The organism is Paraoerskovia sediminicola, from assembly GCF_030296575.1.
In the GTDB taxonomy this organism is placed as follows: domain Bacteria; phylum Actinomycetota; class Actinomycetes; order Actinomycetales; family Cellulomonadaceae; genus Paraoerskovia; species Paraoerskovia sediminicola.
This window is the reverse complement of sequence record NZ_AP027729.1, coordinates 3364050-3381936: the sequence shown is the minus strand read 5'-3', so window position 1 is coordinate 3381936 and position 17887 is coordinate 3364050. Positions and strand designations below refer to the sequence as shown.

Here is a 17887-nt window from a genome sequence, read left to right as displayed (position 1 = left end):
AGAGTGTCCGCGTGACCCAAGAAGCTGCGGACGACCGCGACGCCGTCAGCGACGGGTCGAAGCACCGGGCCAGGCGCAAGCCCTCGTTCCTTCGCGAGGTCGCCATCGTCCTCGTCTCCGCGCTCCTGCTCTCGTGGCTCATCAAGACGTTCGTCGTGCAGGCCTTCTACATCCCGAGCGAGTCCATGGAGGACACCCTCATCGTCGACGACCGGGTGATGGTCTCCAGGTCCGTCCCCGACCTGTTCGACGTGAACCGGGGCGACATCGTGGTGTTCAAGGATCCCGGTGGGTGGCTCGGTCCGGGCTACGCGCCCGAGAAGGGCCCCGTCGCGGACGTCCTGACATGGATCGGGCTCCTGCCCCAGGACAGCGGCGAGCACCTCATCAAGCGGGTGATCGGCACCCCCGGTGACCACGTGACGTGCTGCGACGACTCCGGGCGGGTCGAGGTGAACGGCGTCGGGATCGACGAGACCTACATCAGGCCCGGGTCCGAGCCGAGCGAGATCGAGTTCGACGCGACCGTGCCCGACGGGATGCTGTTCGTGATGGGCGACAACCGGCAGCACTCGGCCGACTCGAGGTACAACACCGGCAACCCGGGCGGCGGCTTCGTGCCGATGGACAACGTCGTCGGGTCCGCCTTCGTCCTCGTCTGGCCGTTCGACCGGTTCACCCTGCTGCGCAACCCCGGTGACGTCTTCGCGGACGTCCCGGCGCCGTGACCGGCCGGCCCGCTGCGGTCCGTGCGCCGCGCCGGCGCCCGGACCTGCGGGTCGAGCGCGGGCTGCTGCGCGACGGCGCCCTGCTCGTGGCCGGGATGGACGAGGTCGGTCGCGGGGCGCTGGCCGGCCCGGTGAGCGTGGGCGTGGTCGTCGTGGACGCCCGGACGAGGCCGTGCCCGCCCGGGCTCGCGGACTCCAAGCTCCTGACGCCGCGCGCCCGCGAGGCGCTCGTCGCACCGACCCGCCGCTGGGGCGTCTGCGCGGCGGTCGGTCATGCCGGTGCCGACGAGATCGACGCGATCGGGATCATCGCCGCCCTGCGGACCGCCGGGCTGAGGGCGCTCGACACCGTGACCCGCGCGGTCGGAGCGCCAGACGTCGTGCTGCTCGACGGGTCGCACGACTGGCTGAGCGCGCCGGCGGACCTGTTCTCGGAGCTCGACGGCGACGGACCGCCGGCACCTCGGGTCCGCACGCTCGTCAAGGCCGACCTGCGCTGCGCGTCCGTGGCCGCCGCCAGCGTGCTCGCGAAGTGCGAGCGGGACGCGATGCTCGTCGAGCTGTCCGGCCGGTTCCCCGCCTACCGCTGGGACCTGAACAAGGGATACGCGTCCGCCGAGCACACGGCCGCGATCCGGCAGCACGGCACCACGGACCTGCACCGACGGAGCTGGCGCCTCCCCGGCGCGCCGGCCGACGTGTCGGTCAGTGAGCCGGTCTGTGAGCCGGTCAGTGAGCCGGTCGATGTGCCGGACGACGTGCTGGCCGATGTGCCGGTCGACGTGCCGGGTGAGCGGGACGACGACGGCCGGCGGGACACGCTCGACGGCGCGCCCGCGGACCTGCACACGACGATGCCCGCTCGGGTGTCCGTCGGCCGGTCGGGCGACCGGGGACCGGGGCATGGGGAATGATGGTCCGGTGAGCGCAGAGGACCTGGAGAACTACGAGACCGATATGGAGCTCGCGCTGTACCGCGAGTACCGCGACGTCGTGAACCTGTTCTCGTACGTGGTGGAGACGGAGCGGCGGTTCTATCTCGCGAACCACGTGGACCTGCAGGTCAGGTCCGCGGCCGGGGAGGTCTACTTCGAGCTGCGGCTCGCGGACGCCTGGGTGTGGGACGTCTACCGGTCGGCCCGCTTCGTGAAGTCGGTGCGGGTCGTGACGTTCAAGGACGTCAACGTCGAGGAGCTCGCCAAGGCGGACCTCCAGCTCTGACGCCTCCCGGTGCGCGTCGTCCCCAGCCGGGTCGGCGGCCCCACGCTCCACAGCCCTCACCACCTGGCGATGAGCAGCCCCCGAACCCTCCAGGGTGATGCCCGGAGGTGACGCCATGAGGGCGAAAGACGTGGTGGGGCGGTACGGGGAGCGGGTGGCCGGGCGCTTCCTCGAGGACGCCGGGTGGACGGTCCTGGACCGGGGCTGGCGCGGGACCGGCGGAGAGCTCGACATCGTCGCGCTCGACGGTGACGCGCTGGTTGCCGTCGAGGTCAAGACCAGGCGCAGCACCCGGTACGGGCACCCCGCCGAGGCGGTGACGCCGGCGAAGCTCGCCCGGCTGCGACGGCTCACCGGGGAGTGGGCGTCGCTCCACCTGGACGTCCCGGGAGCCCCCGTCGTGCGGTCCGTGCGGATCGACGTGCTCGCCGTGGTCGTCCCCGGTTCCGGCGCGGCGCAGGTCGAGCACCTGGTCGGTGTGTGGTGATGCCCCCACCGGCCGACGTCGGCAGCACCGGGTCGGGACGACACCGGCTCGGCGTGACGCGGACCGTGTCGCTCGTCGCCCTCGACGGGCACGTGGTCGAGATCCAGGCGCACCTCGCCGCATCCGTCCCGGGCTTCGCGCTGGTCGGGCTCCCGGACGCCGCGGTCAACGAGTCGCGGGACCGTGTCCGGGCCGCCGTCGCGACCTCCGGCATCCCGTGGCCGCAGCGCAAGATCACCGTGAACCTCGCGCCGGCCTCCGTCCGCAAGACGGGCACGGCCCTGGACCTGGGGGTGGCGGTCGCGATCCTCGCCGGCGCGGGCGTCCTCCCGGTCGACGTGTCGCGGGTCGTCCATCTGGGGGAGCTGGGCCTCGACGGCCGGCTGCAGCCGGTCCGCGGAGTGCTGCCGGCCGTCGCGGCAGCGGTCGCTGCGGGGTTCCGCGACGTCGTGGTGCCGACCGCGGACGCGAGGGAGGCTGCGCTCGTGCCAGGGGCCCGGGTGAGGGGCGCCGCGAGCCTCGCCGACGTCCTCGTGCTGCACGGGGCGGACCTCCCCGAGCACGTCCCGGCCCGAGCCGTCCCACGCCGGGGAACCCGTCCGCAGGCCGCGACGGACGGCGAGACGGTGGACCTCTCCGACGTCCGGGGTCAGGTCGGGGCCCGCCACGCGCTGGAGGTCGCTGCGGCGGGTGGACACCACCTGCTCCTCGTCGGTCCCCCCGGGACGGGCAAGACGATGCTCGCCGCGCGACTCCCCGGGATCCTCCCGGACCTCGACGGCGCCGACGCCGTGACCGTGACCGCGGTGCATTCCGTCTCGGGCACGTTCGACCCGGACGGCGGGCTCGTCGTCCGGCCGCCCTTCGAGGCGCCGCACCACACCGCCACGCCCGCGGCGGTGGTCGGGGGCGGGTCCGGGATCCCTCGACCGGGCGCCGCCTCGCGCGCGCACCGTGGGGTCCTCTTCCTGGACGAAGCCCCGGAGTTCGGGACGAGGGTCCTGCAGACCCTGCGGCAACCTCTCGAGTCCGGCGAGCTGGTCATCCACCGCGCCGGCGGAGCCGCCCGGTACCCCGCGCGCTTCCAGCTCGTCATGGCAGCGAATCCCTGCCCGTGCGGGCGCGCCGTCGGCGACGGCAGGCACTGCACGTGCTCGTCGCTCGAGCGGCGTCGCTACTTCGCCCGACTCTCCGGGCCCTTGCTCGACCGCGTCGACCTCCAGGTGGACGTGGGACCGGTGCGGCGGGCCGACATCGCCGACGCCCGGACCCCGGAGTCCACCGCGGTCGTCGGTGCGCGGGTTCGCGAGGCGCGGTCGCGGGCGGCGCAACGGTTCCGCGGAACGCCGTGGCTCACCAACGCCGAGGCTCCGGCCGCCTGGCTGCGGGAACGGCTCGCGGCCGATCGCTCGGTGCTCGGCGATCTCGACCGCGCCGTCGACCGCGGGCTGCTCAGCCTGCGTGGAGCGGATCGAGCGGTGCGGGTCGCCTGGACCCTCAGCGACCTGGCCGGCGCGCCGCGTCCGGGGCGCGAGGAGATCGCCCAGGGCCTCGCGCTACGGACGAGGGGTGCCGATGTCTGACCCCCGGTTCGACCTCGACGACCCTCTCCTCGCGCGTGCTGCGTGGAGCCGCATCACGGAACCCGGCGACGAGCTCGCGGGCGCGCTCGTCGCATCCCTCGGTCCGAGCAGCGCCCTCCGGTGGCTCTACGGCACCCGCGCTCGGCAGGGGAGTTGCCGCTCCCCGGCGCGGGCGCGGGCGGACGCGGGTCCGCCGGGCGGGTCCTGGGAGGTGTCACGGACCCTGGGCGGGTGCTGGGAGGTGTCACGGACCCTGGGCGGGTGCTGGGAGGTGTCACGGACCCTGGGCGGGTGCTCGGCGGAGCCGACGCGGCCGGGGTGGCCGGGCCCACCGCGCGCGTCACAGGGCCCTCCGGGGACGCTGAGCGCGCGGTCACCGCGAGCGAGCGCGACCCGGCCGCGCTGCGTCGCCTCCGTCGGGCCGTGGACCGCTGGACGCCACGGCTCGACGGTCTGGACCCGCGACGCGAGCTCGCGGTGATCCAGAGTCTGGGCGGCCGGGTCGTCGTGCCCGACTCGCCGCAGTGGCCGCGAGGTGTCGAGGCACTCGGGGTCCACGGCCCGATGTGTCTGTGGGTGCGCGGCGAGCTCGATCTCGGGCGGGCGTCGCAGCGCTCGGTCGCGCTCGTCGGCGCTCGAGCGTGCACCGAGTACGGCCGCAGGGTCGCCGTCGAGCTGGCCGAGGGACTGGCCGACCGTGGCTTCACCGTCGTCTCGGGCGGTGCGTACGGGATCGACGCGGCGGCGCACCGCGGAGCGCTCGCGGCCGGTGGCGCGACCGTCGCGGTCCTCGCCGGTGGCGCGGACCGCCTGTACCCGGCGGGCAACGCGGACCTCCTGAGTTCGATCTCGGCGTCCGGCGGGGCCGTCCTGAGCGAGGTGCCGCCCGGATCCGTCCCGAGCCGGGTCCGGTTCCTGCTCCGCAACCGCCTGATCGCCGCGCTCACGTCGGCGACCGTGGTCGTCGAGGCCGCGTGGCGGTCGGGCTCCTCAGCACCGCGTCGCGGGCGCGGGACCTCCTGCGACCGGTCGGCGCGGTCCCTGGACCGGTGACCTCGACCGGCTCGGCAGGCTGCCACCGGCTGCTCCGCGACGGTGCGGTGTGCGTGACGGACGCGGCCGAGGTCGCGGAGCTCGCGGGGCACCCCGGGGACGCTGCGGAGGTAGCCCCGACGGAGTTCCGGCAGGGTGACGGCCTCGACCCGAGGGCGCGACAGGTGCTCGAAGCGTTGCCGCTGCGCGCGTCGGCGTCACCGGAGGCCGTGACCCGCGCAGCAGGGCTCGGCGTCGCGGAGACGCTCGCGGCGCTCGGCGCACTCGAGATCGCCGGCCTCGCCGAGCGCAGGGGAGGGGCTGGCGGCGTCGGACGGAGGCAGGCGATGCGCGGGGCGCCTGATTGCGCCGCGGGTGCTGACGCAGCACCCTTGACGCAGGACGCGATCCGGCCCGGACCTGGGTGTGGTCTGTCACGAGGCGCACGACGTCCAGTGGGGGTGGCGGTCCGGACCGCGCACCACGACGACCAGGTGAAGGGGAGTCCGCTACATGACCGACGACCCCACCCGGGTGGCACGAGGCCACCGAACTGTTGCCGACGCCGCGCGGGCGCTCGCGGCCTTCGAGGAGCACCTCGCCGTCGAGCGAGGCCTCACGGAGCACTCGGTCCGCGCCTACGTCGGTGACGTGCGCGGCATGCTCGAGCAGGTCACCGCCGGCGAGGCGACAGCTCTCGAGGACGTCGAGCTGTCCGACCTGCGCGCATGGTTGGCGGGTCTCGCGGCGGCGGGCCAGTCGAGGGCGAGCCTCGCTCGTCGCGGGGCCTCGGTGCGGGCGTTCTTCGCCTGGACCCGTCGCACGGGCAGGACCGGGACCGACCCGGCCGCGAGACTCGCGAGCCCGCGGGTCGACCGCACGCTCCCGGTGGTGCTCGACGTCGCGAGCGCGACCGCGATGATGGAGCGTGCTCGGACGGCCGCGACCGACGGTGCGCCGTCGGACCTGCGTGCCTGGGTGGCGGTCGAGCTGATGTACGGCACGGGCATGCGCGTCGGCGAGCTGGCCGCGCTCGACCTCGACGACCTGGACCTCGGCACACGCTCCGCGCGGGTGATGGGCAAGGGGCGCAAGGAGCGCGTCGTGCCCTTCGGTGTTCCCGCGGCCGACGCCGTCCGGCGGTGGCTCGCCGACGGAAGGCCCGACCTGTGGACCGCCCGAGCGGGGGATGCGCTGCTCGTCGGTGACCGCGGCGGGCGATGGGACCAGCGACAGGTGCGGCAGGCCGTGCACCGGCTGTCCGGAACGGGCTCCGTCCCCGACGTCTCCCCGCACGGGCTACGGCACAGCGCGGCCACCCACCTCCTCGAAGGTGGCTCGGACCTGCGCAGCGTGCAGGAGATCCTCGGGCACTCGTCCCTCGGGACGACCGAGCGCTACACCCACGTCAGCGCCGAGCGGTTGAGATCCTCGTTCGAGCAGGCGTTCCCACGGGCATGACTCACGCGCCGGGGAGCAGGACGATCGGTCCGGCATCGCCGGTCAGCGCGAGCGGATCGATGTAGCGCTCGCCGTCCCGGACGCCCCAGTGCGCGCACGGTTCGCTGCAGTGGCTCGGTGCTGCCGCGAGAAGCCCCACCAGGTCGCCAGCGCCGACGACGGTGCCGACCGCGACCGGCTCCGTCAACGGCTCGATGGATGACCGCAGCCCACCCGGATGGGTGATCACCACGAGCTCCCGCCCGGCCACGGATCCAGAGAACGTGACCGTGCCGACGGCGGGGAGCGGACCGGGGCCCCGGCCGGTCCCAGCACGTCCACGCCCCTGTGCCCGGAGGCCCAGCGCTGCGCAGGAGGGTCGAAGCGGGCGGCGACGTCGCCCGGCCCGCCCAGGGGGAGCGCCCAACGGCCGGCCGGGCTCGGCTCGCGCCACGTGCCGGCCAGGCTCCGCTTGCGCCACGTGCCTGTCGGCGGACCGCCCGAGCGCGTGGCGTCTGTTCCCGGAACGCCCGCGGCGGTGGAGGTCGGAGGCGGCGTTGCAGCTGTTGCGGCCACGGCCCCGTGCCAAGGGCGGAGGACCTGCGGCGCCGCAGCCGAGGGCGCGGTCGCGAGACTTGCGGCAAGAGCCGTCGCGAGCAGCACGACGGACACCGCGGACGTGACCGCGCGCCCGTGGGCCGCGTGCCCGTGGGCCGCGCACCAGAGGGTCCTAGGAGGTGTCTCGTGAGCGTCTCGCATGTGGCGAGGCTGTCGGCGCGAGCGGACCGAGTCACGGATTCCGCCGTGCGCGGTGGACGGCGGCGACAGTTGCCCGGCGGTGGACGGCCGGCAGGCTCAGTCTGGTTCTGACGTCGACGTCCTTACAGACATCGGGTCGGGGGTCCCTGGGGCCTGGGGACCCCGGCGAGCACGGGTTCGGAACCCCTGCTCGCGTCGGGTAAGATCTGAACTGCGACACGTGGGCCATGGTGCCCGCGCGTCGACATCGCGTGCCATGCGCGAGGCGCTCACGAGCGTCTCGTCGTCCCCGCCCTCGACGGTCCGGGCTCCTCGGAGCCCGGCGTGGGTCGGACGTGGCACCAGGGGCACGGCCTACCTGGTCCGTGCCGACAACCGAGAGATGCGATCCCGGGACCAGCGAGAGCTGCGCGGGTCGCACGAGAGATGCACGGCGCCGGGTGGGTCCTGGGCCGTGCGTGAAAGGACGTGCCATGGCCGTCGTGACCATGCGCCAGCTCCTCGAGAGCGGTGTCCACTTCGGACATCAGACCCGCCGTTGGAACCCGAAGATGAAGCGGTTCATCTTCACGGAGCGCAACGGCATCTACATCGTCGACCTGCAGCAGTCGCTGTCGTACATCGACCGCGCCTACGAGTTCGTCAAGGAGACGGTCGCCCACGGCGGGACGATCCTCTTCGTCGGCACCAAGCGCCAGGCGCAGGAGCCCGTCGCCGAGCAGGCCGCTCGCGTCGGGATGCCCTACGTGAACCACCGCTGGCTCGGTGGCATGCTCACCAACTTCACCACGGTGCACAAGCGTCTCCAGCGGATGAAGGAGCTCGAGGAGATCGACTTCGACGACGTCGCCGCGTCGGGCCTGACGAAGAAGGAGCTCCTCGTCCTGCGCCGCGAGAAGGACAAGCTCACGCGCACCCTGGGCGGCATCCGCGACATGGCGAAGGTCCCCTCCGCCGTGTGGATCGTCGACACCAACAAGGAGCACCTCGCCGTCGACGAGGCGCACAAGCTCAACATCCCGATCGTCGCGATCCTCGACACCAACTGCGACCCGGACGACGTCGACTACAAGATCCCCGGCAACGACGACGCGATCCGCGCCGTCACGCTGCTCACCCGCGTGATCGCGGACGCGGCGGCCGAGGGCCTCATGCAGCGTCACTCGGGTAAGAAGAGCGACGAGCAGGGCACCGACGAGGCGGCAGAGCCCCTCGCCGAGTGGGAGCGCGAGCTCCTGACGGGCGCCGAGGACGCGAAGACCGCCGAGGCTCCGGCCAAGGCTGCTGACGCCCCGGCCGCCGAGGAGAAGGCCGCTGAGGCTCCGGCCGCGGAGGCGCCTGCTGCTGAGGCACCTGCCGAGTCCGCTGAGGCCCCCGCTGCCGAGGCCACCGAGGCGCCCGCCGCCGAGGAGAAGGCTGCGGAGCCCACCGAGGCGCCTGCCGCCGAGGCGACCGACTCCAAGTGAGCGAACGGTGTCCCGGGTCGGCTCAACCGGCCCGGGACGCCGGCGCCCAGCGCTGCGGGTCCTCCCGCAGCGCCCTCGACCTGCCCAGACCTTCCCGACGCCGCGCCGCCCCGAGGGCCGCGCCGGGCTCGGACCGACCATCATCGAAGTGAGGAAGCAGACATGGCGAACTACACCGCTGCTGACATCAAGGCGCTCCGCGAGCGCACCGGCGCCGGCATGCTCGACGTCAAGAAGGCGCTCGACGAGGCCGACGGCAACGCCGACAAGGCGCTCGAGATCATCCGCGTCAAGGGTCTCAAGGGGGTGGCGAAGCGCGAGGGCAACACCACGTCCGAGGGTCTCGTCGCCGTCCAGATCGACGACGTCGACGGCGGCCAGGTGGCCACCGTCGTCGAGGTGAACTCCGAGACCGACTTCGTCGCCAAGAACGACACGTTCATCGGCTTCGCGAACGACGTCCTCGCGGCCGTCGCCGCCGCGGGTGCCACCGACCTCGAGTCGGCGCTCGCGGCCCCGCTCGCCGAGGGCACCGTGCAGGACGCCGTCAACGGGGCTGCGGCCACGATGGGCGAGAAGATCGTCCTGCGTCGCGTCGCGCGCCTCGAGGGCGAGAAGGTCACGGCGTACCTGCACCGGACCGCCAAGGACCTCCCGCCGTCGATCGCCGCGGTCGTCGTCACCGACGCCGCCGGCGAGTCCGTCGCCAAGGACGTCGCGCAGCACATCGCCGCGATGTCGCCCGAGTTCCTCGCGCGCGAGGACGTCCCGGCCGAGACGGTCGAGAACGAGCGACGCATCGCCGAGGAGACCTCGCGCAACGAGGGCAAGCCCGAGGCCGCGCTCCCGAAGATCGTCGAGGGTCGCCTCAACGGGTTCTACAAGTCGGCCGTGCTCCTGGAGCAGCCGCTCGCGAAGGACCCGAAGACCACGGTCGCGGCGCACCTCAAGGGCGCGAACGGCTCGATGAGCTCGTTCGTCCGCTTCCGCGTCGGTTCCTGATCGGTCGCGTCGGCCCGGCCTGCCCTGTGCAGGCCGGGCCGACGCGCGCCGGCCCGACCGGCACGGATCTTCGTCCGGCCGGTCGCGGCGGTACGGTGGACCGGACGGTGAACCGCGCAGCGGCAGGCGGGTCCCCGCTGCCGACCGGTCGGCAGGATCGGCGACGGCTCAGGCTCGGCCCGCAAGTTTTCACGACGACGAAGGACGGTGTGGCGCAGGGTGGTCGGTACGGAATCGGGCCCGCGGAGGGTCCTGCTCAAGCTGTCCGGAGAGACGTTCGGCGGAGGCGAGATCGGCCTCGCGACCGACGTCGTCCGCTCTGCCGCGCAGGAGATCTCGGTCGCTGTGCGCGAGGGCGTGCAGGTCGCGATCGTCGTCGGCGGTGGTAACTTCTTCCGGGGCGCCGAGCTGTCGCAGAACGGGATGGACCGTGCGCGTGCCGACTACATGGGCATGCTCGGCACGGTGATGAACTGCCTCGCGCTCCAGGACTTCCTGGAGCAGTCCGGGACCGACACCCGCGTGCAGACCGCGATCGCCATGGGTCAGGTCGCCGAGCCGTACATCCCGCTCAAGGCGATCCGTCACCTCGAGAAGGGCCGTGTCGTGATCTTCGGCGCCGGCGCCGGGATGCCCTATTTCTCGACGGACACGGTCTCGGTGCAGCGCGCCCTCGAGGTCCACTGCGACGAGGTGCTCATGGGCAAGAACGGTGTCGACGGCGTCTACACGGCGGACCCGCGCAAGGACCCGTCGGCGACGAAGCTCGACCACCTCACGTACACGCGCGCGCTCGTCGAGGACCTCGGCGTCATGGACGCGACGGCTCTCAGCCTCTGCCGTGACAACGACGTGCGCATGCGGGTGTTCGGGATGAACGAGCCGGGCAACGTCACCCGCGCCCTCCGTGGCGAGGAGATCGGCACGTCGGTCACCGCGCGGTGACCGGCCCGTGGCACGGTGTGACCACCCGTAGTCGAACGACCAGCAGGACCAGGACGACCCCAGACCGGCGCACCGCGCACCGGCCCGACGCACGCACGAAGGAGCACAGGTGATCGACGAGACACTCCTCGAGGCCGAGGAGAAGATGGACAAGGCCGTCGAGGTCGCCAAGGACGACTTCGCGACGATCCGCACGGGCCGTGCCAACCCCGCGATGTTCTCGAAGATCACCGTGGACTACTACGGCGCGCCGACGCCCCTGCAGCAGCTCGCGTCGTTCTCGACGCCTGAGGCCCGCACACTGATCGTCTCGCCGTTCGACAAGTCGGCGATGGCCGGCATCGAGAAGGCGATCAGGGACTCGGACCTGGGCGTGAACCCGACGAACGACGGCAACATCATCCGCGTCTCGCTCCCGGCGCTGACCGAGGAGCGTCGTCGCGAGTACGTGAAGCTCGCCAAGACCAAGGCGGAGGACGCCCGGGTCTCGATCCGCAACGTCCGGCGCCGGGCGAAGGAAGAGCTCGACCGCATCGTCAAGGACGGCGAGGCCGGCGAGGACGAGGGCGCGCGCGCCGAGAAGGAGCTCGAGGCCCTGACCAAGGGGCACGTGGAGGCGATCGACCACGTGCTCGCCGGCAAGGAGAGCGAGCTGCTCGAGGTCTGATGACAGCCGATCCGCTGTCCGAGCCGCCGGCCCGGGCGTCCCGTGCGGGCCGGAACCTGCCCGTCGCGGTGGGGATCGGCCTGCTCCTCCTCCTTGTCGTCGGCGCCTCGCTGGGCTACCGCCCCGAGCCGTTCGTCGGGCTCGCCGCGGTGGCGGTCGGCGGTGCGCTCTGGGAGATCCGGCAGGCGTTCACCCGGCGCGAGGTCCGGGTCCCGATCGTGCCGCTGGTCGTCGGGAGCACGGGGATCCTCGTGTCCGCGTTCGTCTCGGGTCCCGAGGCGCTCATGGTGGCGTTCCTCCTGACGGTCGCCGGGTGCGTCGTCTGGCGTCTCGTCGACGGTGGGGGACCTGCCGCGGTGCGGGACGCCGCGGCGACGACCTTCGCGGTCGCCTACCTGCCGTTCCTGGCGGGCTTCGTCATGCTGATGCTCGCGCAGGACGACGGGCGCATGCGTGTCCTGCTCTTCATCCTGCTCGCCGTCGCGAACGACGTGGGCGGGTACGTGGCGGGCGTGCTGTTCGGTCGGCACCCGCTCGCGCCGACGGTCAGCCCGAAGAAGAGCTGGGAGGGTCTCGCCGGATCGTTCGTCCTGGCCACGGCCGTGGGCGTGGTCGGTGTCGTGTGGGGCCTCGGGGCCGACCCGTGGCTCGGCATCGCCCTCGGGATCCTGGCGCCGCTGACCGCGACGGTCGGCGACCTCGCGGAGTCGCTCCTGAAGCGGGACCTCGAGCTCAAGGACATGGGCTCGCTCCTTCCCGGCCACGGCGGCATCCTGGACCGCATCGACTCGATGCTGCTCACGGCGCCGTTCGTCTACCTCATGCTCACCGTCGCCCTCTGAGGGCGACGTCACGTCGGACCGGAGGTCCAGCCATGGTCGATCGAAACGTCAGCACAGCCCCCGGTCCGCGCCGCGAACCGACAGACCTCGGTCGACCCTCGGTGCGGCCGGGGGACGAGACCGCGCCGATGCCGCTGTCGTTCACCGCGAAGCGGCGGGGCAAGCCGCCGCGCCACTTCGCGGACCTCGCGCCCGAGGAGGTCCGGGAGGTCGTGGAGGCGCTCGGCGAGAAGCCGTACCGGGCGAAGCAGCTCGCGACCCACTACTACGCGCACCTGACGCGCGACCCCGAGGGCATGACCGACCTGCCGGCGGCGACCAGGGACGTGCTGGCCGAGAACCTGTTCCCGCAGCTCCTGACGGCGGCCCGCACGATGGAGGCGGACGGCGGGACGACCGTCAAGACGCTCTGGCACCTGTTCGACGCCGCGAAGGTGGAGTCGGTGCTGATGCGCTACCCGCGCCGAACCACCCTCTGCGTGTCGAGCCAGGCCGGCTGCGGCATGGCGTGCCCGTTCTGCGCGACCGGCCAGCTCGGGCTGACGCGCAACCTCTCGACGGCAGAGATCGTCGAGCAGGTGCGGTCGGCGTCGAAGTCGCTCGCGGACGGGGACATCCCCGGGGGCCCGACGCGCCTGAACAACCTCGTCTTCATGGGGATGGGCGAGCCGCTCGCCAACTACAAGGCCGTGATCGGCACGGTGCGGCGGCTCGTCGCCCCTGCCCCGGACGGCTTCGGCATGTCCGCGCGCAACGTCACGGTCTCGACGGTCGGCCTGGTGCCGGCGATGCGCAAGCTCACGGCCGAGGGGATCCCGGTCACGCTCGCGCTCTCGCTGCACGCCCCCGACGACGAGCTGCGCAGCGAGCTCGTGCCGGTGAACACGAAGTGGTCGGTCGACGAGGCGCTGGACGCGGCCCGCGAGTACTTCGAGGCGACCGGTCGGCGCGTGAGCATCGAGTACGCGCTGATCAAGGACATGAACGACCACGCGTGGCGTGCCGACCTGCTCGGCGAGAAGCTCAACGCTCGCGGCAAGGGCTGGGTGCACGTCAACCCGATCCCGCTGAACCCGACGCCCGGGTCGATCTGGACGGCGAGCGACCGGGACGTGGAGGACGAGTTCGTGGCACGATTGCGCGCGCACGGGACCCCGACGACGGTGCGGGACACCCGAGGGAGCGACATCGACGGGGCCTGTGGCCAGCTCGCGGCCGAGGAGGACGAGTGAGTACGAGTCTGTTCAGCACGACGAAGCGCGGCCAGGGGTACGAGCCCGACGAGGTCGACGAGTTCTTCGACCGCGCCCGTGCGCTGTACGAGGGGCGTGAGGAGCGCTCGCTGACCAGCACCGAGATCCAGAACTCCACGTTCGGTCTGGTGCGGGGCGGGTACAACACGCACGAGGTCGACGAGGCCCTGGACCGCCTGGAGGGCGCGTTCATCGCACGCCAGCGCACGGCCTACGTCGCGGCGCACGGCCAGCAGGCGTGGCTGGAGGCCCTCGCCGAACGCGCGCGGACGCTCTACCCCCGGCTGGGACGCCCGGACGGCGAGAAGTTCGCGCCTGCCGAGCGCGGCGAGCCCGCCTACGACACGGACGACGTGGACGACCTCTGCGACCGGCTCGTGGACTACTTCGACAGCCAGGTGCCGCTCACGACGCGGGAGATCCGGGACACGGTGTTCCGTCGGCGCCGTGGTGGCTCCGGCTACGCCGAGGGCCCGGTCGACGCGTTCTTCGCCCGCGCCGTCGAGGTGCTGCTCGGGGTGGAGTGACCCGTGCGGACCGTCACGCTCCTGGGGTCCACCGGCTCGATCGGTGTGCAGGCGGTCGACGTGCTGGAGAGGCACGCTGACCGGTTCCGGGTCGAGGCGCTCGCCTCGGGTGGGTCGGACGTCGTCGCGCTCGCCGCGCAGGCAGCATCCCTGGGTGCGGCGCGGGTCGGGGTCGCCGACGCGTCGAGGGTCGGTGCCCTCCGGGACGCGCTCGTCGAGCGCCTCGGGTCCGCGGCGGCTGCCGCGGTCGAGATCGTCGCAGGTCCCGATGCCGCGAGCGAGCTCGCGGGGGCCGGCAGCGACGTCGTCCTCAACGGGGTGACCGGGTCGATCGGGCTCGGTCCCACCCTCGCCGCGCTGCGCGGCGGCTCGACGCTCGCGCTGGCGAACAAGGAGTCCCTGGTCGTGGGTGGCGCGCTCGTGCGCGCGCACCTGCAACGGCCCGACCAGATCGTGCCCGTCGACTCGGAGCACTCGGCCATCGCGCAGGCGCTGCGCGGGGGCTCCCGGTCCGAGGTTCGCAGGCTCGTCCTGACGGCGTCCGGCGGCCCGTTCCGCGGCTGGCCGGCCGAGGCGGTGCGTGCCGCGACGCCCGAGCAGGCTCTCGCCCACCCCACGTGGTCGATGGGCCCGGTCGTGACGGTCAACTCCGCGAGCCTGATGAACAAGGGCCTCGAGCTGATCGAGGCGCACCTGCTGTTCGACGTCCCGGCGCCCGACATCACCGTCGTGGTGCACCCGCAGTCGGTCGTCCACTCGATGGTCGAGTTCGTGGACGGCTCGACGCTCGCCCAGGCTTCGCCCCCCGACATGCGGCTGCCGATCGCGCTCGGTCTCGGCTGGCCCGACCGGCTGGACCCCGTCGTCCCGGGGTGCGACTGGTCGCAGGCCTCGGCCTGGACGTTCGAACCGCTCGACGAGTCCGTGTTCCCCGCGGTGCGGATGGCCCGGGACGCCCTGGCCGCGTCGGCGACGCACCCGGCCGTCTACAACGCGGCGAACGAGGAGTGCGTCGCGGCGTTCCTGGATCGCCGGGTCGGCTTCGGGGACGTCGTGGCGACGGTGGAGACGGTGCTGGGCGAGCACGAGGGCGTCGCCGCCGACGCGCTCACCCTCGACACTCTCGCCGAGGTGGAGGCCTGGGCCAGGGCCCGGGCTCGCTCCCTGCTCGCACGCAACTGAACGGCGTACCCTGCCTGGTGGCGCGGGTGACCCCGGTCGCCGCGGAGGTCCCGCGGCTTCGCCGGAGCGAGAGGCGGTTCCGTGGAGATCGTGATCGGCATCGTCGTCGTGGTCGTCGGGCTGCTCGTGTCCATCGCGCTGCACGAGGTCGGGCACATGGTGCCCGCCAAGAAGTTCGGGGTGCGCGTCAGCCAGTACATGGTCGGGTTCGGTCCGACGCTCTGGTCGCGGACCCGCGGCGAGACCGAGTACGGGCTCAAGGCGATCCCGCTGGGCGGGTACGTGCGCCTCGTCGGCATGTACCCACCCGCAGCGACGGCGGACCGGCGCACCGTCTCGGCCGGGACCCGCCCCGGGGAGGCGGACGTCGCGGACGGCCCCGAGCCGATCGGTCCTGACGGACCCGGTGCCGCGTCGTACGAGAAGGGCTTCTTCAAGCAGCTGGTCGGCGACGCCCGTGACGCGAGCAACGCCGAGATCCTGCCGGGCGAGGAGCACCGCGCGTTCTACAACCTCTCGGCACCCAAGAAGGTCGTCGTGATGCTGGGCGGGCCGGTGATGAACCTCGTGATCGCTGCGGTCCTGCTGCTCGTCGTGCTCGTGGGGATCGGGGTGCCCACGACGAGCACGACGGTCTCCGCGGTCGTCCCGTGCGTGGCGGCCTCGAGCGCGACCTCCCAGGTCGAGGAGTGCACCGCGACCGACCCGCAGTCACCGGCCGCGGCCGCGGGTCTCGAGCCGGGGGACGAGGTCGTCGCGATCGGTGGGACGGCGGTCACCGGCTGGGACCAGATGGTCGGCCTGATCGACGACGCCGCGGGCGAGCCGACCACGATGACCGTCGTCCGCGACGGGGTCAGCACGGACCTGCAGGTCACCCCGGCCCCGGTCGAGCGCCAGGTGGTGGGGGACGACGGCGCACCCGTCGTGGACGACGCGGGCGAGCCGGTGACGCGGCCCGGCGGGTACGTCGGGTTCGCGCCGACGTCCGAGCTCGAGTCCCAGCCGGTCTCCGAGGTCCCCGGGTACCTCTGGGAGCAGGTGAGCGCGACCGCGGGCGTCGTGGTCACGCTCCCCGCGCGGGTCGTCGACGTGGCGCAGGCGGCGTTCGGCGGGCAGGACCGCGACACGACCTCGGTGATGGGACCGGTCGGCGTGGGGCGCGTCGCCGTCGAGGTCGCGGAGGCCGACACGACCGTCGTCAACCGCGTCGCCGTGCTCCTGTCCCTCCTCGCGTCGCTGAACGTCGCGCTGTTCGTCTTCAACTTGATCCCGCTGCTGCCGCTCGACGGCGGGCACGTGGTCAACGCGCTCTACGAAGGTGCGCGACGCCAGATCGCCCGGGTGCGCGGGCGTCCGAGGCCGGGGCCGGCCGACGTCGCCCGGATGATGCCGGTCGCCTACGTCATGTTCGTGGCGCTGGTCGGGGTGGGGGCGCTGCTGGTCTACGCCGACATCGTCGCGCCCGTCACCCTCGGCTGACGCCCCGGCCGCGCCAGGTCGCCCGGCTGCTGTGCCGAGGGGTGATACTGGACAGGTGAGCTCACCGATCAGTCTCGGCATGCCCGACGCACCCCCGCCCGTGCTCGCTCCCCGACGCAGGACGCGCAAGATCCGCGTCGGCTCGGTCGACGTCGGCGGCGACGCCCCCGTGAGCGTCCAGTCGATGACGACGACCCCCACGAGCGACATCAACGCGACGCTCCAGCAGATCGCGGAGCTGACGGCGGCCGGGTGCGACATCGTGCGGGTCGCGGTCCCGACGCAGGACGACGCCGACGCGCTGCCGGCGATCGCGACCAAGTCACAGATCCCGGTGATCGCCGACATCCACTTCCAGCCGAAGTACGTGTTCGCCGCCATCGACGCCGGGTGCGCGGCGGTCCGGGTCAACCCGGGCAACATCCGCAAGTTCGACGACCAGGTGAAGGAGATCGCCCGCGCGGCGTCCGACGCCGGGACCTCGCTCCGTATCGGCGTCAACGCCGGGTCCCTCGACCGTCGACTCCTCGAGAAGTACGGGAAGGCGACCCCCGAGGCACTCGTGGAGTCGGCCGTGTGGGAGGCCTCCCTCTTCGAGGAGCACGACTTCCACGACTTCAAGATCTCGGTCAAGCACAACGACCCGGTCGTGATGGTGCGCGCCTACGAGCTGCTCTCCCAGGCCGGGGACTGGCCGCTGCACCTCGGCGTCACCGAGGCGGGGCCGGCGTTCCAGGGCACGATCAAGTCGGCCACGGCGTTCGGCGCGCTCCTGAGCCAGGGGATCGGCGACACGATCCGGGTGTCCCTCTCCGCGCCGCCGGTCGAGGAGGTCAAGGTCGGCATCCAGATCCTCCAGTCCCTCAACCTGCGCCCCCGCAAGCTCGAGATCGTGTCGTGCCCGTCCTGCGGGCGCGCGCAGGTCGACGTCTACACGCTCGCCGAGAAGGTCACGGCCGGCCTCGAGGGCATGGAGGTCCCGCTGCGGGTCGCCGTCATGGGCTGCGTCGTCAACGGCCCGGGCGAGGCGCGCGAGGCCGACCTCGGTGTGGCCTCCGGGAACGGCAAGGGGCAGATCTTCGTCAAGGGTGAGGTCGTCAAGACGGTCCCCGAGGCGATGATCGTCGAGACCCTCATCGAGGAGGCGATGCGCATCGCCGACACCATGGAGCCGGAGGAGGGCGCGTCGACGGGCTCGCCGACGGTCAGTGTCGGATGACCCGTCGGAGGTCCGGTCGCACGTGCCGCCGGACGACCTGCCCGACGACCGG

The 17887-nt window shown here is 72.9% G+C and carries 18 protein-coding genes and 1 pseudogene; 18 read left to right on the top strand and 1 reads right to left on the bottom strand.

All coding sequences use genetic code 11. From position 1 onward, the window contains the following. Window positions 1-11: 11 nt before the first annotated feature. The 8 genes and pseudogenes from lepB (at window position 12) to QUE47_RS15615 (ending at window position 6512) form a co-directional block, all read left to right on the top strand. The gene (gene lepB, locus QUE47_RS15650; protein ID WP_286218035.1) at window positions 12-728 is read left to right on the top strand and encodes a signal peptidase I; all 717 of its coding nucleotides are present in this window, start codon (window positions 12-14) and stop codon (window positions 726-728) included. Further along, on the top strand, window positions 725-1642 hold the full coding sequence (gene rnhB / locus QUE47_RS15645) for a ribonuclease HII (RefSeq protein ID WP_286218034.1): 918 nt from the start codon (window positions 725-727) through the stop codon (window positions 1640-1642). The genes lepB and rnhB overlap by 4 nt, the downstream gene beginning before the upstream one ends. A gap of 7 nt (window positions 1643-1649) precedes the next feature. Beyond that, on the top strand, window positions 1650-1949 hold the full coding sequence (locus QUE47_RS15640) for a DUF2469 domain-containing protein (RefSeq protein ID WP_123307506.1): 300 nt from the start codon (window positions 1650-1652) through the stop codon (window positions 1947-1949). A gap of 115 nt (window positions 1950-2064) precedes the next feature. Then, the gene (locus tag QUE47_RS15635; RefSeq protein WP_286218033.1) at window positions 2065-2436 is read left to right on the top strand and encodes a YraN family protein; all 372 of its coding nucleotides are present in this window, start codon (window positions 2065-2067) and stop codon (window positions 2434-2436) included. After that, a complete protein-coding gene (locus QUE47_RS15630; RefSeq protein WP_286218032.1) occupies window positions 2436-4019 on the top strand; it encodes a YifB family Mg chelatase-like AAA ATPase in 1584 nt (527 codons plus the stop codon). Before QUE47_RS15635 ends, QUE47_RS15630 begins: the two co-directional genes overlap by 1 nt. Before the next feature lie 42 nt (window positions 4020-4061). Further along, a pseudogene (gene dprA, locus QUE47_RS15625) lies at window positions 4062-5092 on the top strand (DNA-processing protein DprA); the annotation flags it as partial. Further along, a complete protein-coding gene (locus QUE47_RS15620) occupies window positions 5069-5701 on the top strand; it encodes a DprA-like winged helix domain-containing protein (protein WP_491018461.1) in 633 nt (210 codons plus the stop codon). The pseudogene dprA and the gene QUE47_RS15620, both read left to right, overlap by 24 nt. Next, window positions 5586-6512, top strand: a complete 927-nt coding sequence (locus QUE47_RS15615; RefSeq protein WP_286219547.1) for a tyrosine-type recombinase/integrase — start codon at window positions 5586-5588, stop codon at window positions 6510-6512. Before QUE47_RS15620 ends, QUE47_RS15615 begins: the two co-directional genes overlap by 116 nt. A gap of 1 nt (window position 6513) precedes the next feature. Here QUE47_RS15615 and QUE47_RS15610 read toward each other — a convergent pair whose 3' ends face one another. Continuing rightward, a complete protein-coding gene (locus QUE47_RS15610; protein WP_286218030.1) occupies window positions 6514-6762 on the bottom strand; it encodes a M23 family metallopeptidase in 249 nt (82 codons plus the stop codon). Between the two features lie 961 nt (window positions 6763-7723). On the opposite strand from QUE47_RS15610, the gene rpsB reads away from it, so the two are divergent. The 10 genes from rpsB (at window position 7724) to ispG (ending at window position 17835) form a co-directional block, all read left to right on the top strand. Further along, window positions 7724-8716, top strand: coding sequence for a 30S ribosomal protein S2 (gene rpsB / locus QUE47_RS15605; RefSeq protein WP_286218029.1), 993 nt, complete (start codon window positions 7724-7726; stop codon window positions 8714-8716). Window positions 8717-8878: 162 nt separating this feature from the next. After that, the gene (gene tsf, locus QUE47_RS15600; protein WP_286218028.1) at window positions 8879-9718 is read left to right on the top strand and encodes a translation elongation factor Ts; all 840 of its coding nucleotides are present in this window, start codon (window positions 8879-8881) and stop codon (window positions 9716-9718) included. Between the two features lie 219 nt (window positions 9719-9937). Beyond that, complete coding sequence (gene pyrH, locus QUE47_RS15595) at window positions 9938-10663, top strand: UMP kinase (protein ID WP_286218027.1); 726 nt, start codon at window positions 9938-9940, stop codon at window positions 10661-10663. A gap of 109 nt (window positions 10664-10772) precedes the next feature. Beyond that, window positions 10773-11330 (top strand): ribosome recycling factor, encoded by a 558-nt coding sequence (gene frr, locus QUE47_RS15590; protein ID WP_286218026.1) that lies wholly within the window; start codon window positions 10773-10775, stop codon window positions 11328-11330. Beyond that, the gene (locus tag QUE47_RS15585) at window positions 11330-12172 is read left to right on the top strand and encodes a phosphatidate cytidylyltransferase (protein ID WP_286218025.1); all 843 of its coding nucleotides are present in this window, start codon (window positions 11330-11332) and stop codon (window positions 12170-12172) included. Before frr ends, QUE47_RS15585 begins: the two co-directional genes overlap by 1 nt. A gap of 128 nt (window positions 12173-12300) precedes the next feature. After that, window positions 12301-13404: a dual-specificity RNA methyltransferase RlmN gene (rlmN, locus tag QUE47_RS15580; RefSeq protein WP_286219546.1), complete on the top strand. Its 1104-nt coding sequence runs from the start codon at window positions 12301-12303 to the stop codon at window positions 13402-13404. Next, window positions 13401-13952, top strand: a complete 552-nt coding sequence (locus tag QUE47_RS15575) for a DivIVA domain-containing protein (RefSeq protein WP_286218024.1) — start codon at window positions 13401-13403, stop codon at window positions 13950-13952. Before rlmN ends, QUE47_RS15575 begins: the two co-directional genes overlap by 4 nt. 3 nt (window positions 13953-13955) lie before the next feature. Then, window positions 13956-15134, top strand: coding sequence for a 1-deoxy-D-xylulose-5-phosphate reductoisomerase (gene dxr / locus QUE47_RS15570; protein WP_286218023.1), 1179 nt, complete (start codon window positions 13956-13958; stop codon window positions 15132-15134). A gap of 81 nt (window positions 15135-15215) precedes the next feature. After that, window positions 15216-16616, top strand: a complete 1401-nt coding sequence (locus QUE47_RS15565; RefSeq protein ID WP_286218022.1) for a M50 family metallopeptidase — start codon at window positions 15216-15218, stop codon at window positions 16614-16616. Window positions 16617-16695: 79 nt separating this feature from the next. Continuing rightward, window positions 16696-17835, top strand: a complete 1140-nt coding sequence (ispG, locus tag QUE47_RS15560; protein ID WP_286219545.1) for a flavodoxin-dependent (E)-4-hydroxy-3-methylbut-2-enyl-diphosphate synthase — start codon at window positions 16696-16698, stop codon at window positions 17833-17835. The last annotated feature ends 52 nt before the right edge of the window (window positions 17836-17887 follow it).

Bases quoted from the DNA above. Each gene is read 5' to 3' on its own strand.
- QUE47_RS15635 (WP_286218033.1), top strand. From the start codon at position 2,065: ATGAGGGCGAAAGACGTGGTGGGGCGGTACGGGGAGCGGGTGGCCGGG.
- QUE47_RS15630 (WP_286218032.1), top strand. From the start codon at position 2,436: ATGCCCCCACCGGCCGACGTCGGCAGCACCGGGTCGGGACGACACCGG.
- rpsB (WP_286218029.1), top strand. From the start codon at position 7,724: ATGGCCGTCGTGACCATGCGCCAGCTCCTCGAGAGCGGTGTCCACTTC.
- tsf (WP_286218028.1), top strand. From the start codon at position 8,879: ATGGCGAACTACACCGCTGCTGACATCAAGGCGCTCCGCGAGCGCACC.
- QUE47_RS15585 (WP_286218025.1), top strand. From the start codon at position 11,330: ATGACAGCCGATCCGCTGTCCGAGCCGCCGGCCCGGGCGTCCCGTGCG.
- rlmN (WP_286219546.1), top strand. From the start codon at position 12,301: ATGCCGCTGTCGTTCACCGCGAAGCGGCGGGGCAAGCCGCCGCGCCAC.
- ispG (WP_286219545.1), top strand. From the start codon at position 16,696: ATGCCCGACGCACCCCCGCCCGTGCTCGCTCCCCGACGCAGGACGCGC.